Source organism: Nonomuraea sp. NPDC050451, assembly GCF_044458585.1.
Genome location: NZ_JBITHZ010000005.1, coordinates 429,540 through 449,784, shown reverse-complemented (window position 1 = coordinate 449,784; position 20,245 = coordinate 429,540). Strand labels below are relative to the sequence as shown.

Here is a 20,245-nt window from a genome sequence, read left to right as displayed (position 1 = left end):
TCACTGGAAGGACGATGAGATGGCGAACTATGTGCTGGTTCCCGGCTTCTGGCTCGGCGCCTGGGCTTGGGACCAGGTGGCGCAGAAGCTGCGCGCGGCCGGACACCAGGTGCGGGCGGTCACTTTGACGGGGCTGGCGGAGCGGGCTGGGGAACTGTCGCCGGAGGTCGGCGTGGAGACCCATGTCGCCGACATCCTCGCGGCGATGGACGGATTGGAGGAGGTCGTCCTGGTCGGGCACAGCGGGGCGAGCGTCCCGGTGACCGCGGTCGCCGACCGGCATCCCGAGCGGCTCAGCCGGGTTGTCTACGTCGACACCGCGCCGCTGCCGTCGGGTGTGGCGGTGATCGACTTCAATGACGAGGGCACCCAGAAGGCCTGGCGCGCTCAGGTGGGGGACGGTTATGCGCTCGAGGTGCCCTCCTTCGAGCCGGGGGAGGGGATGTTCGCGGGACTGACCGAGGAGCATTGGGCGCAGATCCGCGCGAAGGCGACGCCGCAGCCGTGGGGCGCGGTCACCCAGTCGGTTCAGCGGCCGCTGCAGATCCCGGCGACGCCGAAGACCATGGTCGCCTCGACGATGCCGGTGGCGTTGATCCGCGAGCTGATCGCTTCGGGGAACCCGGCGTTCGCCCCGCTCGGCACACCCGAATGGACCTTTGTCGAGCTGCCGACCGGCCACTGGCCGATGTTCTCGCGACCGGCGGATCTCGCCGCGTTGCTCTGACGACCTCACGTCGCCTCCGAGCCTGGTTCATGCTCATGACCAGGCCTGTGATCGCCGCCGGTTTCCCTGCGGCATGCTGGACGACGCCTCCGACACGGGGCGGCGAAACGATCCGTCCGGGTGTTACGCCACGCATGATCAGCAAGTCAGCGACGGTCGCGGCGGCGTCGGGCTGCCCGGATTTCGGCGTCGGTGACCTCGCCGGCCAGCAGTGCGTACAGCTGGACGGCGGGGGCGGCGGCTCCAGATCGAGTTCAGCACCTTGGCGAGGTCGTCGGCGGCTGCGGCGCGGGGGCAGGGTCTTGGGCACCTCGATGGACTGCTGGTCAGCGTCCCACGTGTGTCGCGAAAGCGGTGGAGCGGCCGATTTCGGGTCTCGAGGCTCCAACGGCAGGTCCTCGGGAGTCAGCCGTCCGTCAGGACGAGGCCGGCGAGCTCGCGGCGGGAGTTGACGCCGAGCTTGGGGTAGGCCCGGTAGAGGTGGTGGCCGCCTCCACCGAGCACGACCTGCCCGGAGAGCAACCGCCGAGCCTCAAGCAGGTGCACGAACAGCTCACTACCGGGGGCTGGACAGCCGCCGTCTGCTCTGGCTGGCCACCGGGCCGGACGGAGCAGTGGAAGGGGTCGCCGGGCCGCGGCTGTTCGACTCGCCGGGACGGGAGCACCTGAGCGAACTGGAACTGTACGTCCATCCCGACCGGCGCCGTCGCGGTGTGGGCTCGCAACTGCTGGCGCAGGCAGTCTTCGCCGCGCGGGTGGAGCAGCGCCGCTGCATGGTCGGCGTGACCGCGGACCGCGGGCCAGGGGCGGCCTTCTGCGAAGCACACGGGTTCCGGCGCGTACTGACCTTCATCCACCTGCTGCTTGACGTGGCCGCGGCCGACACGAGGGCGGCGGACGCCGCGCCGCCCGGTTACGCGCTGGTCGCCTGGACCAGGACTGTGCCCGACGACCTGGCCGGCGCCTTCGCCGCCGCCAAGTGCGCCATGAACGACATGCGCTGGTTTCACCGAGATCGAGACGGACAACGCCCAGGACAACGTCCACATGCTCTCCGTCAACCAGCGCCTCGGCTTCCGCGAGCATCGCCGCAGCCACGAGTACCAACTGGACGTACAGGCAGGGACGAGATGACCGGCGAGAACCGGACCGCACCGCACCTTCCAAACTGAGACGGCCCGCAGGATCACCGGATCCCTCGACCTGGCCGACCAGCCCGCGCGCTGACCCTGCGGTGTCGTGTCAGCGGGCGCGTCAGGACGGCAACGGCCCGGTATCAGAGCGGTCGGCCATGGTGGCTGCCATGAGCAGTTCAGCCGTGGCTACTCCCGAGCGGCGCTCATCGAAGCCATGAGCGCCAGGCCAGGGCAGGTCTCGCACATCGAACTACGCAAGGAGATTCATGATGGGACACGGCAACAGCGGCTTCTCCGAGGCAGGGCTGCGTAGGCTGCGTGAGGTGCTGGCGCGGCATGTCGAGTCCGGGAAGATTCCCGGGCTTGTCGCGCTGGTGAGCCGGGGTGGTGAGACGCATGTCGAAGCGATCGGGACGATGCGCCATGACGGTGGCGCGCCGATGCGGCGGGACACCATCTTCCGGATGGCCTCGACGTCCAAGCCGGTCACGATGGCGGCGGCGATGGTCCTGCTGGATGAGTGCCGGCTGCGGCTGGACGACCCGGTCGACGAGTGGCTGCCCGAACTGGCCGACCGGCAGGTGCTGGCGCGGGCTGACGGCCCGCTGGAGGACACCGTGCCGGCGCGGCGGCCGATCACCGTACGGGACCTGCTGACCTCCACGTTCGGGCTCGGCGTGGACCTGACATTGATGGGCTCCCCGATCATGGCCGCAGTGCTGGAGCAGGCCAACTACAACCCGGAAACGGGCCTGGCGCCCGAGCCGGACAAGTGGATGCGCAGCCTCGGCGAGCTGCCGCTGGCCTACCAGCCCGGAGAGCGGTGGCAGTACGAGCTCAGCCACGACGTGCTCGCTGTGCTGGTCGCCAGGGTCACCGGTCAGACGTTCGAGACGTTCCTGCGCGAACGCGTCTTCGCCCCTCTGGGGATGAAGGACACCGGTTTCCACGTGCCCGCCGACAAGATCGACCGGCTGCCGCCGAGCTACGCCCCGGACCCGCAGACCGGAGAGTTCCACGTCTGGGACGAGGCCGCGAGCGGACGCTACAGCCGGCCTCCGGCCTTCCAGCATGGCGGCGGCGGGCTGGTCTCCACCGTCGATGACTACCACGCCTACTTCCGGATGCTGCTCAATGGCGGGACGCACGGCAGCGAACGGATCCTGTCCCGGCCCGCCGTCGAGCTGATGACCACCAACCGCCTGACGCCCGAGCAGAACGCCGCCCGCAACGCCCTGGCCACCGACAACGTCCATGTGTCCTTCGGCCAAGGGCAGCAGGGCGGCTGGGGTTTCGGGATGGCGGTGCGCACCTACCGCGGCGACTACGCCTCCGTCGGCCAGTTCGGCTGGGACGGCGGAACCGGCACCACCGTCTACGCCGACCCGGACAAGCAGCTCACCGGCATCCTGCTCACCCAGGTCGGGCTGTCCACGCCGGATCCGGCGCGCCTGATCCACGACTTCTGGACCACCCTCTACCAGGCCATCGACGACTGACACCCAGCCCGCACGCCGGTCCGCCCTCAACCCACGACACCCAACAGGCGGCCCCGCCCCGAGCCATCGAGACAGGACGGCATCGCACCATCCGTCCGTCAACCGCAGTCCGTAACAGCTTCAGCCGTACACAAGGAGCACACCACCATGTCCGTCACCCTGACCGACCAGGACAAGACCACCCTGCGCACCGCCGCCTACGGCGCCGTCTCGCTGCTGGCCGCCGCCGATGCCACCGGCAAGCCCCACAAGATCGCCACCGAGGGCTCCATCGCCCTGTCCTCTTCGACCGGGCTGGTCGGCCACGTGCTCGCGGAAAAGACCAGGGACATCAACCTGAACGGCAAGTCCGCAGCCGCAATCGCCGACCACGTGCTTCCCGCTTTGACAGCAGCCATGAGTCTGCTCAACAAGCAGGACCCGGCAGAGGCCGACAACTTCCGCAGCACCGTCATCGTCGCCGTCGAAGCAGCCGCCCGCACCCACCAGGACCGGCCCAGCCCCACCCTGGCCGACATGATCCGCAAGATCAGCGAAGCCCTCCACGCCGCTTGACGCGATGTCGACCCGCGGTCACCGGGGTCCTGCCCGGGCCCCGGTGACACGGCGACGAGGGCTTCACCGATGACAGCAACCGACCAAAAAGGACACACATGTCAACCTCGCAACGGCGAGGGGTTCTCGCCGCAGTCACACTCGCGACCGCGCTCGTGGTCGCCGGTGCTCCCGCCGCATCCGCGACGGCGGAGCCGGAGATCGAAGTCTCCGGCGGGCTGACACAGCCCGTCTTCTCCTACCAGGACGCCATCCGTGAGCACGTCCGGGTGCAGTCGCCGGTCGACAGCGACGGCGACGGCAAGAAGGACCTGGTCCGGGTGGACATCATCCGGCCGAAGGAGTCCGGTTCCGGGCTGAAGGTCCCAGTGATCATGCACGAAAGCCCGTATTACGACGAACCGGGTGTCGGTTTCGAGCTGGATCACAAGAAGTACGACGCGGACGGGAACGTGACGAAGTTTCCGCTGTTCTACGACAACTACTTCGTGCCGCGCGGGTACGCGTTCGTGTCCGTCGACATGATCGGCACCAGGTTGTCCGACGGCTGCCCGACCACCGGCGGTCCCTCCGACGTGCTCGGCGGCAAGGCGGTCATCGACTGGCTGAACGGCCGGGCGACCGCCTACGACGACCAGGGCGATCCGGTCAAAGCCTCCTGGACCACCGGACGTACCGGGATGATCGGCCACTCGTACGAAGGAGGACTCGCCATCGGCGTCGCCGGCACCGGCGTGCAGGGGCTGGAGACGATCGTGCCGCTCGCGGGCCCTAGCAACCGGTACGGGATGTGGCGCGAGAACGGCACCCTCACGGACATCAAGGGCGGGCAGCAATGGATGGCCCAACGGATCGACCTCGATCCGGACGAGAAATGCGCGGCGGCGCACCAGCGCATGACCGAGGGCTCGGACGACGACACCGGCAACTACAACGCCTACTGGCGCGAGCTCGACTACCGGACCGGGCCGGTCTCGAAGGCGAGCAACGTGCGCGCCAGCGTCTTCTCGGTGGTGGGGATGCAGGACCGGAACGTGATGGGCAGCCAGTTCTCCACGTGGTGGGCCGGGCTGCCCCGCTCGGTGGAGCGCAAGGTGTGGGTGACCCAGTACGGACACCTCGACCCGTTCTGGGCGCGCCGCGAGGTGTGGGTCGACACCCTGCACCAGTGGTTCGACCACGAACTGATGGGCGTCTCCAACGACATCATGCGCCGGCCCCGCGCCGACGTGCAGCTCGGCCCGGACCGCTGGATCACCCAGGCCGACTGGCCGGCGCCGACGCGGACGACGACCCTGCGCCCGCAGCAGGACGGCTCCCTGAGCGGCAAGCCCTCGACCGGCACCGGAAGCTACCTCGACACCGCCCAGCCCGAGACCGCGATGGCCGCCGACCCCGCCACCGCCAACCCCAACCGGCTGGCCTACCTGACCCCGCCGCTGAAGAACGCGATCAGGGTGTCCGGAACGCCGACGGTGAGCCTGAGCCTCAAGCTGGACAGGCCGACCGCCAACCTGGGCGTCCTGCTCGTCGACTACGGCCAGGACACCCGCATCCACGGCGCCGACCCCAACGGGTGGCAAGGCCTCAAACTCGCCGACGGCAGCGACTGCGTCGGCGAGCGCACGGCCGATGACGACGGCTGCTACCTCAGGATGGCCGACAACACGGTGACCTCCGGCTTCCAGGTGGTCTCCCGCGGAATCCTGGACGCGCAGAACCACACGTCGCTGAGCCGCCAGACACCGCTGACGCCGGGTAAGTCGTACCAGATCACCTGGAAGATGCTGCCGCAGGATTACGAGTTCAAGGCCGGGCACCAGCTCGGTCTGGTACTGACCGGAACCAACTCCGACCTCGGAGACGCGGAAACCGGCACCGGGACCAAGGTCGCCGTCGACCTGGACGGCACGTCGATCTCGCTGCCGCTGGTCACCGGTACGTCCAGCGGGGAGTAGCTTGATCGGCCTTCGGGGACGGTCTCGACCGTACGCATGACGTCTCGGACGTCCTTTGCCGGCACCTGCCACCACAAGCCGGACACGAAATGCCGCTGGACGGCGAAGAACACGATCGCAGCCAGGAGCGATCCGGCCTCTTCATGGCAGCATGGCGGCGGCCGCGCCGGTCCAGCGCTCCATCACCGCGGCGTACTGCTCGGGGTGGCGCGCGGATGCTCCGTCCCGGCCACGGCAGTCGGGCGGGCGCGGGTCTCGGCGTGGCCGACATGGGTGGTGGCCGCGGTACGGGACCCCAGGAAGCGCTCGACGGACCGGTCGACGAGGTGGTCGCGGTCAACGACCTCGTCATACCGGTCTTCTTCCGCCGCTTCGATGACAAGGCCACCGCCTGGCTCTACGACCAGCCCACCGCCGTATGACGCGCCAGGCCACCCTCAAAATCAGAAAGGCCCGGTTTGACCGGGCCACTATCAAGATTGCAGGCTGATTCGCATGATCTTCACCAAAGCCGAACTCGACTATCTGGCCGGCCAACCGCTCGGCCGCCTGGCCACCGTCTCCCCGGCCGGCCAGGTCCAGAACAACCCCGTGAACTTCTTCGTCGACGCCGCCGCCGGCACGATCACGATCGGCGGCGGCGCCCTGGGAGCCACCAAGAAGTTCAGGAACGTCCAGCAGGGCAGCACCGCCTCGCTCGTCGTGGACGACCTCGCCGCAACGGACCCGTGGACGCCGCGCGGCGTCGAGATCCGCGGTTCGGCAGTGGCCCTGACAGACCACGAGCCACCGCTCCCGGGCCTGTCCCGGCAGATCATCACAATCACCCCCACCCAGATCATCTCGTGGGGCCTGGACGGCCCCAGGGCGAGCCGCAGGATCTGAAGCACGCGATCCCAAGCGCTTGAGAAGGGGCAGGTGGCGCTGCCGCTCGCGATGACACACCTTCAGCTGAGAGTCGTTGCGCTCGCTTGGCCGTCGGTGCGTTCGCCGGTACACGGTGTGCCGCGCGCCGTCGCCGGCCCCTCTCAGGCTGAGGTCCTGCTCGCGCATCCTCGGTGCCGTACGAGTGAGCTTGTCGTGATCGAACTTTGTCCGGGCCGGGTGCATCGAATCACGCGTAGTCACTGACGGACGGGATGACGCATGGCGACGAAACTGCTCGACGGGGATCCGCAGCGGCTGGGGCAGTACTGGCTGGCAGGGCGGCTGGGCGCGGGCGGTCAGGGTGTGGTCTATGAGGCCTACACGGAGGACGCCCGCCGCGTCGCGATCAAGGTCCTGCACGGCGACCAGGCAGCTCAGCTGGGCAGGGAGGCGACAGCCGCGCAGCGGGTGGCCTCGTTCTGCACCGCGCGCGTGCTCGACGCCCAGTTGGAGGGGCCTCGCCCGTACATCGTCAGTGAGTACGTCGAAGGGCCAAGCCTGCGTCAGGTCGTCCTCGGCGGCCGCCGGTTCGCGGGCGGTGACCTGCACCGGTTGGCCACCGCCATCGCCACCGCCCTGACCGCCGTCCATGAGGCGGGCGTGATCCACCGTGACCTGAAGCCGGACAACGTGCTGCTCGGGCCGGACGGCCCGCGAGTGATCGACTTCGGCATCTCCCGGACGTTGGAGATGTCGCTCACCGAGACCGGCCTGGTCGCGGGAACGCCCACGTACATGGCCCCGGAGGTGTTCACCGGACACCGGGCGGGCGCGCCGGCGGACGTGTTCGCCTGGGCCGGCATCGTGATGTTCGCCGCCACCGGCGAGGACCCGTTCCAGGCCGAGAGCCTGGGCGGGGTCATGCACCGCGTGTTGTCCGCCAGCCCGGACCTCAGCGTGCTGCCGGGGTCGCTGCACCCGCTGGTGGCCGCCGCTCTGGCCAAGGATCCGCTCGACCGTCCGACCTCCCGGGGGCTGCTGCTCGGCCTGGTCAACGGCGGCGGGCGGCTGGACATCGCCGGGCTGCTCGCCGAGGGCGGCCGCGAGGCCACCCGGATCGCGGTGCCGGCCGACGATCCGGCGCTGGGCGCGCTGGCGGAGGAGGCGTACGCGATGCTCGGGCCCGCCGAGCGCGAGCTGGTGGCCGAGGTTCTCCTGCGGCTGGTCACTGTGGACGAGCATGGGCAGCTGACCGGACGGCGGGCGGCCCGGGCCGAGCTCCTCCAGGGAAGAGCACAGCACGAGGCGGCGGCGATCAACCGGATTCTGGAGGTGTTCACGTACCTCCTGGCCAGGGACGGCGAGGAGATCTGGCTGGCCCGGCCGGCCCTGCCGCACGCCTGGCCCCGGTACAGGCACTGGATCGACAACAACCGCGACGGGCTGGCGGTCCACCGGGAGATCCTCACGGCGGCGCGCCGGTGGGACGGGGCCGGCCGGCGAGACGGCGACCTGTTCCGCGGCAGCAGTCTGGACAACGCCCTGCAGTGGGCGGCCAGCTCGCGGCGCGACATCACGCTGGCCCCGGTGGAGCGAGGATTCCTCCAGGCGAGTGCGGACCTGGCCAGACGCGGCGCCAGGCGTGCCCGGCTGGTGTCGCTCGCCCTCGGCGGGCTGCTGGTGATCTCGCTGGTGGCCGGAGCGCTGGCCGTCCAGCAGGGCTTGATCGCCGATCGGCGCGCCGAGGAGGTCACCGCGTCGCTGGTCAGGGCGGAGGCGACTCGGCTGGCCGGGCTCGCGCAACAGGTACGCGTCACCGATCCGATGCTGGCGATGCGGCTGAGCGTGGCGGCGTGGAGCCTGGACCGCACGCCGCTCACCAGGGCAGGGCTGATGACGGCACTCGCCCAGCGCGAGTCGGCGACGTTCACGGATCCGGTGAGCGCCGGTGACACGGTCCGGGCCCTCGGTGCGGACGGGCGTACCTTGGCCGGTGTCAGCCAGGACACCGCCCAGGTGTGGGACGTGCGCACCGGCAAGCGGACCGGCCAGATCACCCGGCTGGGGCTGGCCGGAGACCAGGTGACCGCGGTGGCCCTGGCGCCCTCGGGCCGTACGATCGTCGTCCTGACGGACAAGCGGATCCGGGCCTGGGAGCTGTCCAGCGGAACGGCCATCGGGACCTGGGTCTTCGATCGCCCGCTCGACCTCGTGAACAGCTGGGCGGAGATCGTTCGCGTGGACGACCGGACGGTGGCGATCCGTGAGCCCGACAAGAACCAGCAGTGGAATCCGCGAACCGGCGAGCGCACGAGGCTTTCCACGGCCGGCGCGACGGCGAGCGCGGACGGCAGGTGGCTGGCGACGCCGCGGGCGAAGTCGGTGCGCCTGACCAACGTCGAGGACAGGTCCGTCGTGGACATCGGCGTCAAAGACGGCGCCGGCACACAAGGGACCTGGAACGGCGGCGCGGTGACGGTCAGCGGGGACGGGAAGCTGCTCGCCTCGATCACCGACAAGGAGGTCCAGTTCTGGCGGATGGCCGATGCCCAGCTTCTCACCACAGTGCCGCTGCTGGGCAACACGGACACCGATGGCGAGCAGCCCCAGGGCGCCTTCGACGGCCGGACATTCCGCTACCTCGTCGAGGACCGGGTCTTCTCCGTCGACGTCTCCGACCTCTCCGCCACCCCGGCGGACTCTTCGACCAATTTCGGCAGGCTTAGCCCGGGCGGGCAGCTCTCGGTGACCCAGACCGGTGACAGGACCCAGCTACGCGACGTGCGCAGCGGCAGGGCGGTGGGTGCCCTGCCCGCCATGCAGGAGGCGTACTTCAGCAAGGACGGCAGGCTGCTGGCCGCGGTGGACCAGGGCACGGTGAAGATCGTGGACGTCGCCTCGCGAGCCGTCCTGGGCAAGATCGCCCCTGACCCGGGAGGTCTGGAGCCCCACGTGGTGAGCTTCAGCCCGGACGGCGCCCGCCTCGCGCTCGTCCTGCGCAGCCCGGACGACGGGCGCGGCGTGCTCAGGTACGCCGCCCAGGTATGGGACTGGAAGGCCAAGCGGAAGCTCTGGAGCGCGGCGCTCCCGGAGACGAACGACGTGGCCTTCTCCGCCGATGGCAAGCGGCTGGCTTTCGCCGGTGCCGGCCAGCGCCTGCTCGACGCCGCCACCGGAGGGTCGGTGACCGGGCCCTTCGGCGCCGGCGGAAGGGACACCGCCGGCCTCCGGGTCTTCTTCCTCCACAAGGGCGACGGCGTGGTGGTTCTGGACTCCCGAGGACGCCTGACGCTGTGGGACACCGCCGGCAAGCGCCGCGGGCCGGTCGTCCGCGGTGAGGCCGGCGATCTGTCGATCGCCGCCTACTCCCCGCGTGACGACGTCGTCGCGGTCGGCGCGACAGACGGCAAGGTGCGGTTGTTCGATCCGGTCACAGGAACGAGCCTCGGTACGCTGCGTGACTCCGGGGGAGGGCAGGATTCGGAAATGGGGCAGCTCAAGTCGATCGCCTTCACGGCTGACGGGGCCGGCGTCGTCACCCTTGACCTGAACGGGGTGGCGCGGACGCACGTCATCGAACCTGCCGGTGTCATCCGGGCGATCTGCCGGCGGACGAGTGGCTCCCTCACCACCGCTGAATGGAGGGCCTATGTCCCGGATCTTCCGTACCGCGACAGCTGCCCTTGAGCGCGCCTTGGAAGAGGTCATCGCCCTCGAAAGCGGTTAGCCGGCACTCCGACCGTGGCACCTGGAGCACGACTGACTCTTCGGCCTCCGCGCGCGGCGAAGCGGCCTGCTTGTGACCTGACCGACCGCACTTTCTTGCGGGAGGAGTCTCCGAACGCTCGGTTCGTGCCGGCTGGGAGCGCCGTGCATGATGCCCGCGCGGTCACCAACGTCTACGATCTGACCAGCCCGTATCACTGGCCGCGCGACGGTGTACCGCGCCCTCGACCGCGCCGAAGCGCGCAGCATCGTCGCTCGGGGAGCCACTAGTCAGCGAACGACTTGGCGGTTTCCAGGAGAACGTCATCGAGTGGGGTCGGGGTCAGGCCGAAGGTCTTCGCGGTCAGTGAGGCGTCCAGGATGAAGGGGCGCTGGTACTGATATTGCATCTCCCACGTCTGCGCGATGATCGGGTCGGCGAGGCCGGCGTTGTGCAGGTCCAGGGGTGACATGCTGATCAGTTGTGGCGCGGAAGCTCCGGCCAGTTCGGCGAACCTTTTCGTCACCTCGCGTACGGTGGCGTCGGAGATGGGCGGCACATGCCAGGCCCGGCCCCATGCCTGCTCGTCGCGGCTGAGGGTGACCAATGCGTTTGCGGCGTCGCCGGGGTGGCTCCAACTGTGTGGTGCGTCCAGGTCTGCGGGTACGACCGCAGGCTCGCCGGCCAGCACCGGCGGCGCGATCAGCAGATTGAACATCGATAGTTGGCCGGGTCCGATGAAGTCGCCGGGCCGCACTTCGGTGAATCGAATCCGTCCCTCGTTGTGGGCGGTGACGGCGTCCTCCCACATCTGCGCCCGGACCCGTCCTTTGATGGTGGTCGGCGACATGGGGAGAGCTTCGGTCATGGGCTCGCCGGGGGCCGGGGGGCCGTATCCGTAGGTGTTGCTCAGGTTGACGTACCCGGCGCCGCTACGTTCGGCCGCGGTCAGCAGCGCGGCCGCCAGTGCCGGGGTCTCCACGGGCAGCATGTCGTATGCCGGTGTGGCGCAGTTGAACAGTGTCGTGGCGCCGCTGGTCAGTTCGGTGAGCCGGGCGGCGTCGCGGGCGTCGGCGGCGATCGGTTCGATCAGCGGATGCTCGGGCCCGCCGCCACGCCGACTGAGGATGCGGACACGCTCACCGGATTCGGCGAGCAGGCGCGCGGTGGCGATTCCGGAGGCGCTGGTTCCGACGACGACGTGGAATGACATCGAGACTCCTTCGTGGGGATGCGGGGTGTTCAGCCGAGGTCGGACAGATCGATAGCGTCGGCCATGGCGCGGTATCCGGCGTCGTTGAGGTGCAGGTGGTCACCGGAGTCGAAGGCCGGGTCGATCCGGAACGCGTCTTCAGGCGAGCCCACCGCGCGGTCGAAGTCGATGACCGCGTCGTACTCGCCCGACGTGCGGATCCAGGCGTTGACGGCGGCGCGTTTGGCCTCGCTGCGCGCGGTGGAGAACGCCGAGGGCCTTACGGGCATTACCGTGGCCCCGACGACCCTCAGCCTTGCGGTGCGGGCCTGCTGGATCATGCAGCGGAAACCTGCGATGACCTCGTCGGCGGAGACCTCGGTATACGGCGCGAAGGTGGGGAACGGCGACGCCGCGGCCACCTCACTGATCCCGATGTCGTTGATGCCCAGCAGGATGACGACCGTTTCCACGCCCGGCTGACCGAGGACATCGCGCCGGAACCGGGACACCGCGCTGTCACCGAGCCAGGCCGAGTCGACCGTCACCCGGTTGCCGCCGATGCCCTGGTTCAGCACGGCGCGGGGTCGACCCGCCGAGGCCAGGCGCTCGGCGAGCGCGTCCGGGTAGCGGCGGTCGGCGTCCGGGGCGCTGCCCACGCCCTCGGTGAGGGAATCGCCGAACAGGACGACGCCCGGAGGCCGGGCCGTGCCGCCGGTCATGTCCAGCCCGCTCAGGTAGTACCAGGACTGTGAGGTCTCGGCGAACGCCGTGCCGTCGGCGTCGTCCCGGTGGTCACCGTCGGCGCGGTAGCTGGTCGCCAGTGCCTGGGCGTGGAATGTCGCGGGGCCGGTCGGCTCGGCCGCATAGAACGTGATCGTCACCTTGTCCAGCGGCGCCGCCCTGAACGGCGTCAGGTCGCTGGCGAGCTCCGCACCGGCCGCGATCGTGAACGTCCGCTCCCCATCGACGGTGAGGTGCTGAAGAGTATCCTCCTGGATGGCGGCGCCACCCGCACAGGCAGCGATGGTGGCCCCGGTGATCGTGAGCGGGCCGGTCCCGTAGACGTTCGACAGCCGGATCCTGACCGCGTCGCCGCCAACGGTGACCCGGACCACTTGGCGGACGGTTTGGCGCGCGAAGCCCTCCTCGGACCAGTTCGGGGCGAAGCTCGCACTCGGACGCTGCATCGAAGTGGTCCAGGCGGCGGCCCAGGTGGTCGCAGTCGCGGCCGGAGCAAGGCCGGTATCGGCTGTATTGGTCGGTGGCATGACAGACACGGTGGCGCTCCCCAGACATCAAGATTGATAACTTGTCCGCGATCCACCGTAGGGAGTCCATGACAGACGCTGAATATCCTGTCGTCTGAAATCAATGTTCCTGCGTCTAATATGATCATGCTAGATTTCGGTCATGGATGTTCTCGGTGACGTGCTCGCCGCGATGCGCGCCGGACGGCCGTACGCGGGCCGCACCAGATGCTGGGAACCCTGGGGCGTACGATTCCCGGTCGGCGACTCGGCCTGCTGCCACATCGTTCTGCAGGGCACGTGCTGCCTGATCTCCCCTGACAGCGCGCCGTTGACGCTCGGCGTCGGCGACGTGCTTTTCACCACGCCGGGGCAGGGACACGTGCTGGCGGACCGGCCCGGCAGCCCTTTGATCGACTTCCGTCCCGTCCGCGACGGCGAATCGCTGATCACAGACCTGAACATCCCCGGCCCGGGCGCCGCCACCGAGATGCTCTGTGTCTGCTACAGCTTCGACCGCGTCCGCCCGCATCCGCTGCTCGGCGACCTGCCGCCGGTGATCCACCTGCCTGCCCGGGTCGGACACCACCGCTCGCTCCGCGCCACCGTCGACCTCTTGGGCGACGAACTACGCGAACCTCGCGTCGGCTCCGAAGCGATCTTGGCTCCTCTCATCGACATGCTCCTGCTGTATGTCCTGCGTGCCTGGCTCGACGAGCAGTCCGGACCCGGCGCCACCGGCTGGGCCGCCGCCCTGACCGACCCGGCCATCGGCACCGCGCTGCACGACATCCACCAGCGCCCCGAACACCCTTGGACTGTCGCAGAACTGGCCACCCGGGCCGGCGTGTCCCGCGCCACCTTCGCCAAACGGTTCGTCACCGCCGTCGGCCAGCCACCCTTGGCCTACCTCACCTGGTGGCGGATGACCACCGCGTCCCGACTCCTGCGCGGCACCGACGCCCCACTCCAGACCGTCGCCAAACGCTGCGGCTACGGCTCGGAGTACGCATTCGCCAAGGCGTTCAAACGCGAGTACGGCATAGCCCCGGGCCGCTACCGGCGGCAACGGCAGGTGAGCTGACCGCACGCCCAGACTTTGGGAAGGCACCAGTCGGACAGCACGCTGCGGGAGCCCATCCGGCCCCACGCCGCCGCAGGCCTGCCTCGGGCCTCGACGCCTGGGAAGACGCCGTTCTGGGAACGGGACAGTACGCGGTTCTGCCCGGTCGGCGCCCCGGCACGGCCCGTACCGCCGTATTCCGGTGTGGCACCCCCGGGGGCCCGGTCACCAGCAGCGGCCCGTCCCGCTCGATCTGCGCCGAACACCCGGTCCCAGAACAAGCGTCGACCGACGGCGGGCCGGCCCCCACTTACCGCTCCTACACCCGGGCCCAGCCGAGACGCGGGGAAACCGAACAGCCCCACGCCCGCCGGCGGGCCACCCTCACCGCCTGGGAAACCGTGCGGTTTCGGCTCCGGCACGAATGCGGTGATGACGGCCGACCAACGCGTTCAGACGACCTCGAAGTTGGCCATCATCATCATGTCCTCGTGCTCCAGATTGTGACAGTGGAAGACGTACTTGCCGCGGAACCCGTCGAACCGGATGAGGATCTCGGCCCGCCCGCCGCTGTCGAGGTTCACGGTGTCCTTCCACCCGTGGTTGAACGGCCCGGGGTCGTCGTTGCCGTCCTTGCCCACGACCTGGAACGGGGCGAGGTGGACGTGGATGGGGTGCTCTACGTTCTGCGAGCGGATGATCCATCGTTCGGTGGCGCCGAGCTTCGGCCGGGCCACGATGCTCTGGGGATCGAACGGCTTGCCGTTGACCGTCCACAGCGTCATGCCGTGCGCCTGTGCCCCGCCGCGCGCGAAGGTGAACTCCCTCTCGAACATGACATCACCGTCCGAGAGAGTCTCGACGTCGGCCAGCCGGTCCGGTACGACGCTGTCGTCGGTCTCCTGGCGGGTCACCCGGAAGCGCATCACCTGAGCGGTGCCGCCGCTGCCGTGGTCGTTGACGAGCGTGATCTCGTCGCCGACGCGGTGGCCGGAGAAGTCCACGATGACGTCGAAGCGTTCGGCCTGGGCGATCTCGATCGCCTCATGCTCGATCGGGGCGGACAACAGGCCCTGGTCGCTGCCGATCTGCACGAACGGAGGGCCGCCGTCGAGGCGCAGCCGGTAGCGGCGGGCGTTGGAGGCGTTGAGGAGCCTGAACCGGTAGCGGGCGGTCGAGACGTCCAGGACAGGCCACGGAGCACCGTTGACCAGGATGCAGTCCCCGAGCACGCCGCTCATGTACTCGGCGGTGACGCCCGGAGTCTTCATCAGGGTCGGATCCACGGACGGATAGCGAAAGCTCCCGTCGGCGGCGAACGACCGGTCGAGGATCATCAGGGGGACGTCGCGCTCCCCGCCGGGCAGGCCGAGCGCCTCCTCGGCGTCGTCGTGGACCAGGTGGAAGCCCGCCAGGCCGCGATAGACCTGAGGACCGGTGAAGTCCATCCGGTGATCGTGGTACCACAGGGTCGCCGCCCGCTGCTCCATCGCGTACACGTACTCCCTGCTGCCGTCGGCGGCCCCGCCCCTGGCAGGGATCACGTCGGTCGGGTAGCCGTCGTGTTCGGGGGCGGTCCTGCCGCCGTGGAGGTGTACGGAGACCGGCACCGGCAGGTCGTTGCGGTGGGTGACCACCGTACGACGGCCGCGGCGTGACACGACGGTCGGCCCGGGGAAGATGCCCTCGTACCCCCAGATCTCCGTCCACAGCCCAGGCAGGATCTCGACCTTTGCCGCCTTCTGGGTGATCTCGTAGTAGTCGGTGTCGGCGTCTTTGCGCACGGGCTGGAGGACCGGCGGGACGGGCAGCACGACGGTGAACGGGTCAGGAAGGGGCACCTCGCTGTTGAGCAGCGCCCCGCCACTGCCTTCCTCGCTGTTGTTCGCCCCTCCCGACCCGATCAACGACCCTCCTCCTCCGCCGCCCGAGCAGGCGCTCAGGCCGGCGGGCAGGACGAGCGCGGCGCCACCGAGCGTGAGCAGCCCACGTCTGGACAGCATCAACGCACTCCGCGCAGCCGTTGCAGCAGGAGCGCGAGCAAGCCGCACGCCGCGCCCCACAGCAGGTTGGTGATGAGGATGGACACACTGCCGAAGACCACGGCGGGGCCGCCGCGCAGCACCAGGCCGCTGGTCGCGACGGCGACGACTCCGTAGAGGAGACCGGCGAGCACGAGCGTCAGCACAGGCCTGCGCACCCGGGTCAGCCCGACGATGAGGATCCAGGCCAGCGAGATCGCGACCGTCAAGACGATCGGCGTCGCCGGCTTTCCGAGCGCGTCCGACAAACCCACCAGGGAAAACAGCGGCCGGATGAGCGCGATGGCCGCCAGGCCGATGATGAGCAGCCAGTTGAGCGAATGAAGAAGGGACTCCGGAGGTCGGTGGTTCGATGTCATGCGGTCGAACGTACGAACGCGTGGTCTCGCGGCGCGTCGCTCCTCAAGCGTCATTTCGCGACCCGTTTGTACGTCGAGAAGCGACATCTGCGCGGTCCGGTCCGTCCCGCCGCGGGTCAAGCCGCAGACTAGGACGGGACGGGTGAGACATATCAGAGCAGGATGGATCGCATGTTCCAGCACGGACGATCCCAGGACGCTGACGGCGTCCCGGATTGGGTGTTCCTGACCCTCGTCGCCTGTGGGCAGGCGTTCGCGATCTCGCTCATCATCGCGCTAGGCGCTGCGAGCAGCGGCTACAGCGGGTGGAGCGCGTACGCTTTCGCGTGCGGGTTCGGTGCCGTGCTGCTCGCGCACCGAGCCGCCCCCTTGGGGGTGCTCGCGGTGACCATCGCCGGGATCTTCGCCTACTACACCCTGGAGCATCCGCCGATCGGCATGGCCGTCCCCGCGGCAGCGGCGCTCTACTTCGCCGCCGAACGCAGGAACGTCTGGTGGCCGGTGGGCGCAGGCATGGTACTGCTCGCCGTGTCCGCCTTCTTCCGAGCGGTCAACGAGCACGAGCCGGGCGACGTCCTCTCTTACGACCTGCTGACCAACGCCGCGCTGATCGGCTGCGCGATCGCGTTCGCCTCAACCGTGCGAAGCCGCCACCAGTTGCGCGAGCAGCAGGAACGCATCATCACGCTGGAACGCGAACGAGAACGCGACCGCGCCGAACGCACCATGCAGGAGGAGCGCATCCGCATCGCCCGCGACCTGCACGACACGATCGGGCATGCCCTGGCCATCGTCACCGTGCACGCCAACGTCGCCCGCGAGGCCGTCGGACGCGACGATGACACGGTCTCCCGGTCGCTGTCCAACGTGACCGACGCGACCACGCGATCCCTGCGCGAACTCCGCTCCACCGTGTCCATGCTGCACTCCCCGGCGCGGACGGACCGCGCGCCCCACACGATGGAAGGCATCCAGACCATCATCGAGACCGCCCGGCAGGCCGGCCTCACCACGCGCGCCGAGCTGGCCGCCGAGCCGGCGCGTGTGCCGCCCACGATCGCCACCGCCGCCCACCGCATCGCTCAGGAGGCCGTGACCAACGTGATCAAGCACGCCGGCGCGACCACGCTCACCGTGACGACCAGGATCGAGGACGACACGCTCCACCTGACCATCGGCGACGACGGCAGGGGACCGGGCGAGCCGAGCGCGGGCGGGCACGGCATCGCCGGGATGCGCGAGCGCGCGGCCCTCCTGGGAGGCACGCTGACCACCACCAGATCGCCGGCGTCCGGCACCACTGTGACCGCCCGGCTGCCACTGACCCGGGAGCCCCGTACATGATCAGGATCGTCATCGCCGAGGACGAGCCGCTGCTGCGCTCGGGCCTGCGCGCGCTGGCCGAACACGACGGCGACATCGCCGTCGTGGCCGAGGCCGGCGACGGCCGCAGCGCGGTCGACGCGGTACGCGAGCACCGGCCCGACATCGTGCTCATGGACATCCGCATGCCGGTGCTCAACGGCATCGCCGCCACCGGCCGCATCGTCGGCGACCCTCACCTCGACGGCGTCCGGATCATCGTGCTGACCACGTTCGACGAGGACGCGAACGTCTTCGACGCGATCGCCTCGGGCGCCTCCGGATACCTCCTGAAGGACATCGCGCCGCAGGACTTGCGCAACGCCATCCGCCTCGTGGCCGACGGCCAGTCGCTCCTGGCGCCGTCGATCACCGAGAAGGTCATGCGCGCCGCCGCCTCGGCGCACACGCGAACCAGGCCGGAGCTGGTCGAAGGCCTGTCCGTACGCGAACGCGAGGTCCTGGCCGCGATCGGGCGCGGCCTGAACAACCGGGAGATCGCGGCCGAGCTCTTCATCAGCCCCGACACCGCACGCACCTACGTCAGCCGACTGCTCACCAAGCTCCCCGCCAGGGACCGCACCCAGCTGGCCATCATCGCCCACCAGAGCGGCCTGGCAGGGCACGGGTGAAGCGTGATGAAACACGACGGCATCAAGAAGCACCTCGACGGGCTTGGATAGGTCAAGCCGGGGCCGACGCCGGTGGAGGGCTCGCTTGATCATCTGAAAGGAATACGGCTGGAACGGGCCGCGTCCACCGGAAACTCCAGGTCAGGCGGTAGGGGCGAAAACCGAGGTTGCGGCACGGCCCGTATCCGCCGTATTCCAGTTTTTGGCACCCCTCGAAGGGCGGTTGGCCAGACCCATCTCAGGGATCAGCTGATCCCGAGGCCGGCGGCGTCTACGCGGACCTGCGCGAGCTCGACGGGGTTCGGGTGGGCCACAAGCGGGTGGCCCGGCTGATGCGCGCCGCCGGTCTGGCCGGGGTGAACAGGCGTAAGGGCTGTCGTACCACCATCACCCGAGGCACGCCCCGGACCCGGGTCCGGGGCCGGGGCACCGGCAGCGCACGGCTGGTGCGCAGGCAGGCCGTCAGCTCTGGGCGCAGCGCCACGTGATAGGGATCGACGTGCGCTTCAGCCGAATGAAAGACCCGGCTCGTTCAGCGGCCCGGGCGCCATGGTGTCCGCTGGATGCCCGTCCGGCAGGGGACTGCGCAGCTCGGCCCTGAATGCCGTTGCCGCATCACCGGTGATGGACACGAGGAGTCTGCCGTCGGACCGGGTTTCGACATGAACGCGAACATCGCCGGGCCGTCCCATTGCTGCTCCCTGTCTCCCGGTGAAGGTGAGTCGTCCGCCCGGTGCCGGGACGATGCCGTGTCGTACCAGATACGCGCCGAGCGGGCCGTGCCCATTGCCGGTTACCGGGTCCTCGGTGATACCGATCGCGGGGGCGAACATCCGCGACCAGGTGAGCAGACCGGCGTCACCGGTGGCGCGGGAGAAAACGAAGAAGCCGTTGCTGCCCACTTCATGGCTGAGCTCGGTCAACGCGGCGGGATCCGGCTTCAAGGCGTCCACCGCGGCGCGGTCACGTAGTTCCACCAACACTTTGGAGTGCCCGGTCGAGACGACCTGGACCGGACCGTTGCCGGCGAGGTCGCCGGTACCGGCGCCCAGACCTCGCAGCAGCCTGTCCACCTGGTGGCGGTCCAGCTCGGGGCCGAAGCCGGCCGCACCCTGGTGCATCCCGATTCGGACCCGGTCGCCGTCCCGGCGGACGTCGACTCGCTGGAGCAACCCGGCGCCGGTCTTCTGCACCAATGAGCACGACGGCAAGTCATACTCGACGGCTCGGGCGAAGTGTGCCGCCACGGTGGCGTGCCCACAAGTCGGAACCTCTGTCGTCGGGGTGAAGAAGCGGACTCGCACATCATGGTCAGAGCCATCCGGGGGCAGCACGAATGCCGTCTCGGAGTTGTTGAGCTCGCGCGCGACCGCAAGCATCTCGGCGTCCGTCATGCCCTGTGCCGCCAGCACCACACCGGCCGCATTGCCAGTGAACGGAGTGAGGGTGAAGGCATCGACCTGGTAGAGGATCCTCATGGCCGCGCGCCCTTTCGAGTGAAAAGTCATCATTGTGTTCGCCAGGAGACAGCGTCTGCCGCTACGCGAAAGCCATGGTGCAACCCGCCGACTTGGAGCACGGTCCGCGCTGGGCGATGTTCACCGAACACCTCAGCGAAGACGGCGTCGACCGTGTCCCAGTCAGAGATGTCTGTCAGGTAGAGGTTTACCTTGGCAACGGACTCGATCCTGCCTCCGAAGGATTCGACGATCGACAGGACATTCGACAATGCCTGTCGTGCCTGCCGCGGAACGGGGGAATCGGAAGAGATGCCACGGCCCACCGGAAGCTGCGCGGACACCCAGATGGTGCCGTCCGGCGTGACCGTGGCCAGTGAGTAGTGGCCGAAGGGTGCGGCGGAGTCGAGAAGGGTCATACGGTCTTCAGTCCCATTCCT

General features: G+C 69.3%; 19 protein-coding genes. 12 read left to right on the top strand and 7 right to left on the bottom strand.

The window, feature by feature from the left end; translation table 11 throughout:
* The first annotated feature begins 19 nt into the window (after positions 1–19).
* A complete protein-coding gene (locus ACIBI9_RS20640) occupies positions 20–727 on the top strand; it encodes an alpha/beta fold hydrolase (protein ID WP_397223745.1) in 708 nt (235 codons plus the stop codon).
* A 405-nt stretch (positions 728–1,132) separates the two neighbouring features.
* On the opposite strand, the gene ACIBI9_RS20635 is transcribed toward ACIBI9_RS20640, so the two are convergent.
* The gene (locus ACIBI9_RS20635) at positions 1,133–1,273 is read right to left on the bottom strand and encodes a hypothetical protein (RefSeq protein WP_397223744.1); all 141 of its coding nucleotides are present in this window, start codon (positions 1,271–1,273) and stop codon (positions 1,133–1,135) included.
* A 20-nt stretch (positions 1,274–1,293) separates the two neighbouring features.
* Here ACIBI9_RS20635 and ACIBI9_RS20630 point away from each other — a divergent pair, with 20 nt between their 5' ends.
* The 7 genes from ACIBI9_RS20630 to ACIBI9_RS20600 all read left to right on the top strand — a co-directional run bounded on the left by ACIBI9_RS20630 (position 1,294) and on the right by ACIBI9_RS20600 (position 10,429).
* Positions 1,294–1,899, top strand: a complete 606-nt coding sequence (locus tag ACIBI9_RS20630) for a GNAT family N-acetyltransferase (protein ID WP_397223795.1) — start codon at positions 1,294–1,296, stop codon at positions 1,897–1,899.
* A gap of 230 nt (positions 1,900–2,129) precedes the next feature.
* Complete coding sequence (locus ACIBI9_RS20625; protein ID WP_397223743.1) at positions 2,130–3,362, top strand: serine hydrolase domain-containing protein; 1,233 nt, start codon at positions 2,130–2,132, stop codon at positions 3,360–3,362.
* A gap of 147 nt (positions 3,363–3,509) precedes the next feature.
* The gene (locus ACIBI9_RS20620) at positions 3,510–3,917 is read left to right on the top strand and encodes a hypothetical protein (RefSeq protein WP_397223742.1); all 408 of its coding nucleotides are present in this window, start codon (positions 3,510–3,512) and stop codon (positions 3,915–3,917) included.
* 98 nt (positions 3,918–4,015) lie between these two features.
* Complete coding sequence (locus ACIBI9_RS20615; protein WP_397223741.1) at positions 4,016–5,875, top strand: CocE/NonD family hydrolase; 1,860 nt, start codon at positions 4,016–4,018, stop codon at positions 5,873–5,875.
* Positions 5,876–6,090: 215 nt separating this feature from the next.
* Complete coding sequence (locus ACIBI9_RS20610; protein WP_397223740.1) at positions 6,091–6,297, top strand: hypothetical protein; 207 nt, start codon at positions 6,091–6,093, stop codon at positions 6,295–6,297.
* Between the two features lie 73 nt (positions 6,298–6,370).
* The gene (locus tag ACIBI9_RS20605; RefSeq protein WP_397223739.1) at positions 6,371–6,760 is read left to right on the top strand and encodes a PPOX class F420-dependent oxidoreductase; all 390 of its coding nucleotides are present in this window, start codon (positions 6,371–6,373) and stop codon (positions 6,758–6,760) included.
* A 261-nt stretch (positions 6,761–7,021) separates the two neighbouring features.
* On the top strand, positions 7,022–10,429 hold the full coding sequence (locus tag ACIBI9_RS20600) for a protein kinase (protein WP_397223738.1): 3,408 nt from the start codon (positions 7,022–7,024) through the stop codon (positions 10,427–10,429).
* 305 nt (positions 10,430–10,734) lie between these two features.
* Here ACIBI9_RS20600 and ACIBI9_RS20595 read toward each other — a convergent pair whose 3' ends face one another.
* The gene (locus ACIBI9_RS20595) at positions 10,735–11,661 is read right to left on the bottom strand and encodes an NAD-dependent epimerase/dehydratase family protein (protein ID WP_397223737.1); all 927 of its coding nucleotides are present in this window, start codon (positions 11,659–11,661) and stop codon (positions 10,735–10,737) included.
* Between the two features lie 29 nt (positions 11,662–11,690).
* On the bottom strand, positions 11,691–12,830 hold the full coding sequence (locus tag ACIBI9_RS20590) for an SGNH/GDSL hydrolase family protein (RefSeq protein ID WP_397223736.1): 1,140 nt from the start codon (positions 12,828–12,830) through the stop codon (positions 11,691–11,693).
* Positions 12,831–13,053: 223 nt separating this feature from the next.
* Here ACIBI9_RS20590 and ACIBI9_RS20585 point away from each other — a divergent pair, with 223 nt between their 5' ends.
* The gene (locus tag ACIBI9_RS20585; protein ID WP_397223735.1) at positions 13,054–13,974 is read left to right on the top strand and encodes an AraC family transcriptional regulator; all 921 of its coding nucleotides are present in this window, start codon (positions 13,054–13,056) and stop codon (positions 13,972–13,974) included.
* Positions 13,975–14,405: 431 nt separating this feature from the next.
* Here the strand turns inward: ACIBI9_RS20585 and ACIBI9_RS20580 are convergent, their stop codons facing one another.
* Together ACIBI9_RS20580 and ACIBI9_RS20575 are read right to left on the bottom strand one after the other, a co-directional pair.
* The gene (locus tag ACIBI9_RS20580; RefSeq protein ID WP_397223734.1) at positions 14,406–15,956 is read right to left on the bottom strand and encodes a multicopper oxidase family protein; all 1,551 of its coding nucleotides are present in this window, start codon (positions 15,954–15,956) and stop codon (positions 14,406–14,408) included.
* On the bottom strand, positions 15,956–16,441 hold the full coding sequence (locus tag ACIBI9_RS20575) for a hypothetical protein (RefSeq protein ID WP_397223733.1): 486 nt from the start codon (positions 16,439–16,441) through the stop codon (positions 15,956–15,958). Before ACIBI9_RS20575 ends, ACIBI9_RS20580 begins: the two co-directional genes overlap by 1 nt.
* An 84-nt stretch (positions 16,442–16,525) precedes the next feature.
* Between ACIBI9_RS20575 and ACIBI9_RS20570 the strand changes: the two genes are divergently transcribed.
* The 3 genes from ACIBI9_RS20570 to ACIBI9_RS20560 all read left to right on the top strand — a co-directional run bounded on the left by ACIBI9_RS20570 (position 16,526) and on the right by ACIBI9_RS20560 (position 18,836).
* Positions 16,526–17,698: a sensor histidine kinase gene (locus ACIBI9_RS20570; protein ID WP_397223732.1), complete on the top strand. Its 1,173-nt coding sequence runs from the start codon at positions 16,526–16,528 to the stop codon at positions 17,696–17,698.
* The gene (locus ACIBI9_RS20565) at positions 17,695–18,348 is read left to right on the top strand and encodes a response regulator (protein ID WP_397223731.1); all 654 of its coding nucleotides are present in this window, start codon (positions 17,695–17,697) and stop codon (positions 18,346–18,348) included. Before ACIBI9_RS20570 ends, ACIBI9_RS20565 begins: the two co-directional genes overlap by 4 nt.
* 167 nt (positions 18,349–18,515) lie before the next feature.
* Positions 18,516–18,836 carry a transposase gene (locus ACIBI9_RS20560; RefSeq protein WP_397223730.1) on the top strand — a complete coding sequence of 107 codons (321 nt, stop codon included), beginning with the start codon at positions 18,516–18,518 and terminating at the stop codon, positions 18,834–18,836.
* Positions 18,837–18,854: 18 nt separating this feature from the next.
* On the opposite strand, the gene ACIBI9_RS20555 is transcribed toward ACIBI9_RS20560, so the two are convergent.
* Entirely contained in the window at positions 18,855–19,826 is a 972-nt protein-coding gene (locus ACIBI9_RS20555; RefSeq protein WP_397223729.1) for a PhzF family phenazine biosynthesis isomerase, read from the bottom strand.
* 29 nt (positions 19,827–19,855) lie between these two features.
* Positions 19,856–20,224, bottom strand: a complete 369-nt coding sequence (locus tag ACIBI9_RS20550) for a RidA family protein (RefSeq protein ID WP_397223728.1) — start codon at positions 20,222–20,224, stop codon at positions 19,856–19,858.
* Between the last annotated feature and the right edge of the window lie 21 nt (positions 20,225–20,245).

Coding starts and splice junctions, on each gene's coding strand:
- ACIBI9_RS20640 (WP_397223745.1), top strand. CDS start 20: ATGGCGAACTATGTGCTGGTTCCCGGCTTCTGGCTCGGCGCCTGGGCT.
- ACIBI9_RS20625 (WP_397223743.1), top strand. CDS start 2,130: ATGATGGGACACGGCAACAGCGGCTTCTCCGAGGCAGGGCTGCGTAGG.
- ACIBI9_RS20620 (WP_397223742.1), top strand. CDS start 3,510: ATGTCCGTCACCCTGACCGACCAGGACAAGACCACCCTGCGCACCGCC.
- ACIBI9_RS20615 (WP_397223741.1), top strand. CDS start 4,016: ATGTCAACCTCGCAACGGCGAGGGGTTCTCGCCGCAGTCACACTCGCG.
- ACIBI9_RS20610 (WP_397223740.1), top strand. CDS start 6,091: ATGCTCCGTCCCGGCCACGGCAGTCGGGCGGGCGCGGGTCTCGGCGTG.
- ACIBI9_RS20605 (WP_397223739.1), top strand. CDS start 6,371: ATGATCTTCACCAAAGCCGAACTCGACTATCTGGCCGGCCAACCGCTC.
- ACIBI9_RS20600 (WP_397223738.1), top strand. CDS start 7,022: ATGGCGACGAAACTGCTCGACGGGGATCCGCAGCGGCTGGGGCAGTAC.
- ACIBI9_RS20595 (WP_397223737.1), bottom strand. CDS start 11,661: ATGTCATTCCACGTCGTCGTCGGAACCAGCGCCTCCGGAATCGCCACC.
- ACIBI9_RS20590 (WP_397223736.1), bottom strand. CDS start 12,830: ATGCAGCGTCCGAGTGCGAGCTTCGCCCCGAACTGGTCCGAGGAGGGC.
- ACIBI9_RS20585 (WP_397223735.1), top strand. CDS start 13,054: ATGGATGTTCTCGGTGACGTGCTCGCCGCGATGCGCGCCGGACGGCCG.
- ACIBI9_RS20580 (WP_397223734.1), bottom strand. CDS start 15,956: ATGCTGTCCAGACGTGGGCTGCTCACGCTCGGTGGCGCCGCGCTCGTC.
- ACIBI9_RS20575 (WP_397223733.1), bottom strand. CDS start 16,441: ATGTCGCTTCTCGACGTACAAACGGGTCGCGAAATGACGCTTGAGGAG.
- ACIBI9_RS20570 (WP_397223732.1), top strand. CDS start 16,526: ATGTTCCAGCACGGACGATCCCAGGACGCTGACGGCGTCCCGGATTGG.
- ACIBI9_RS20565 (WP_397223731.1), top strand. CDS start 17,695: ATGATCAGGATCGTCATCGCCGAGGACGAGCCGCTGCTGCGCTCGGGC.
- ACIBI9_RS20555 (WP_397223729.1), bottom strand. CDS start 19,826: ATGAGGATCCTCTACCAGGTCGATGCCTTCACCCTCACTCCGTTCACT.
- ACIBI9_RS20550 (WP_397223728.1), bottom strand. CDS start 20,224: ATGACCCTTCTCGACTCCGCCGCACCCTTCGGCCACTACTCACTGGCC.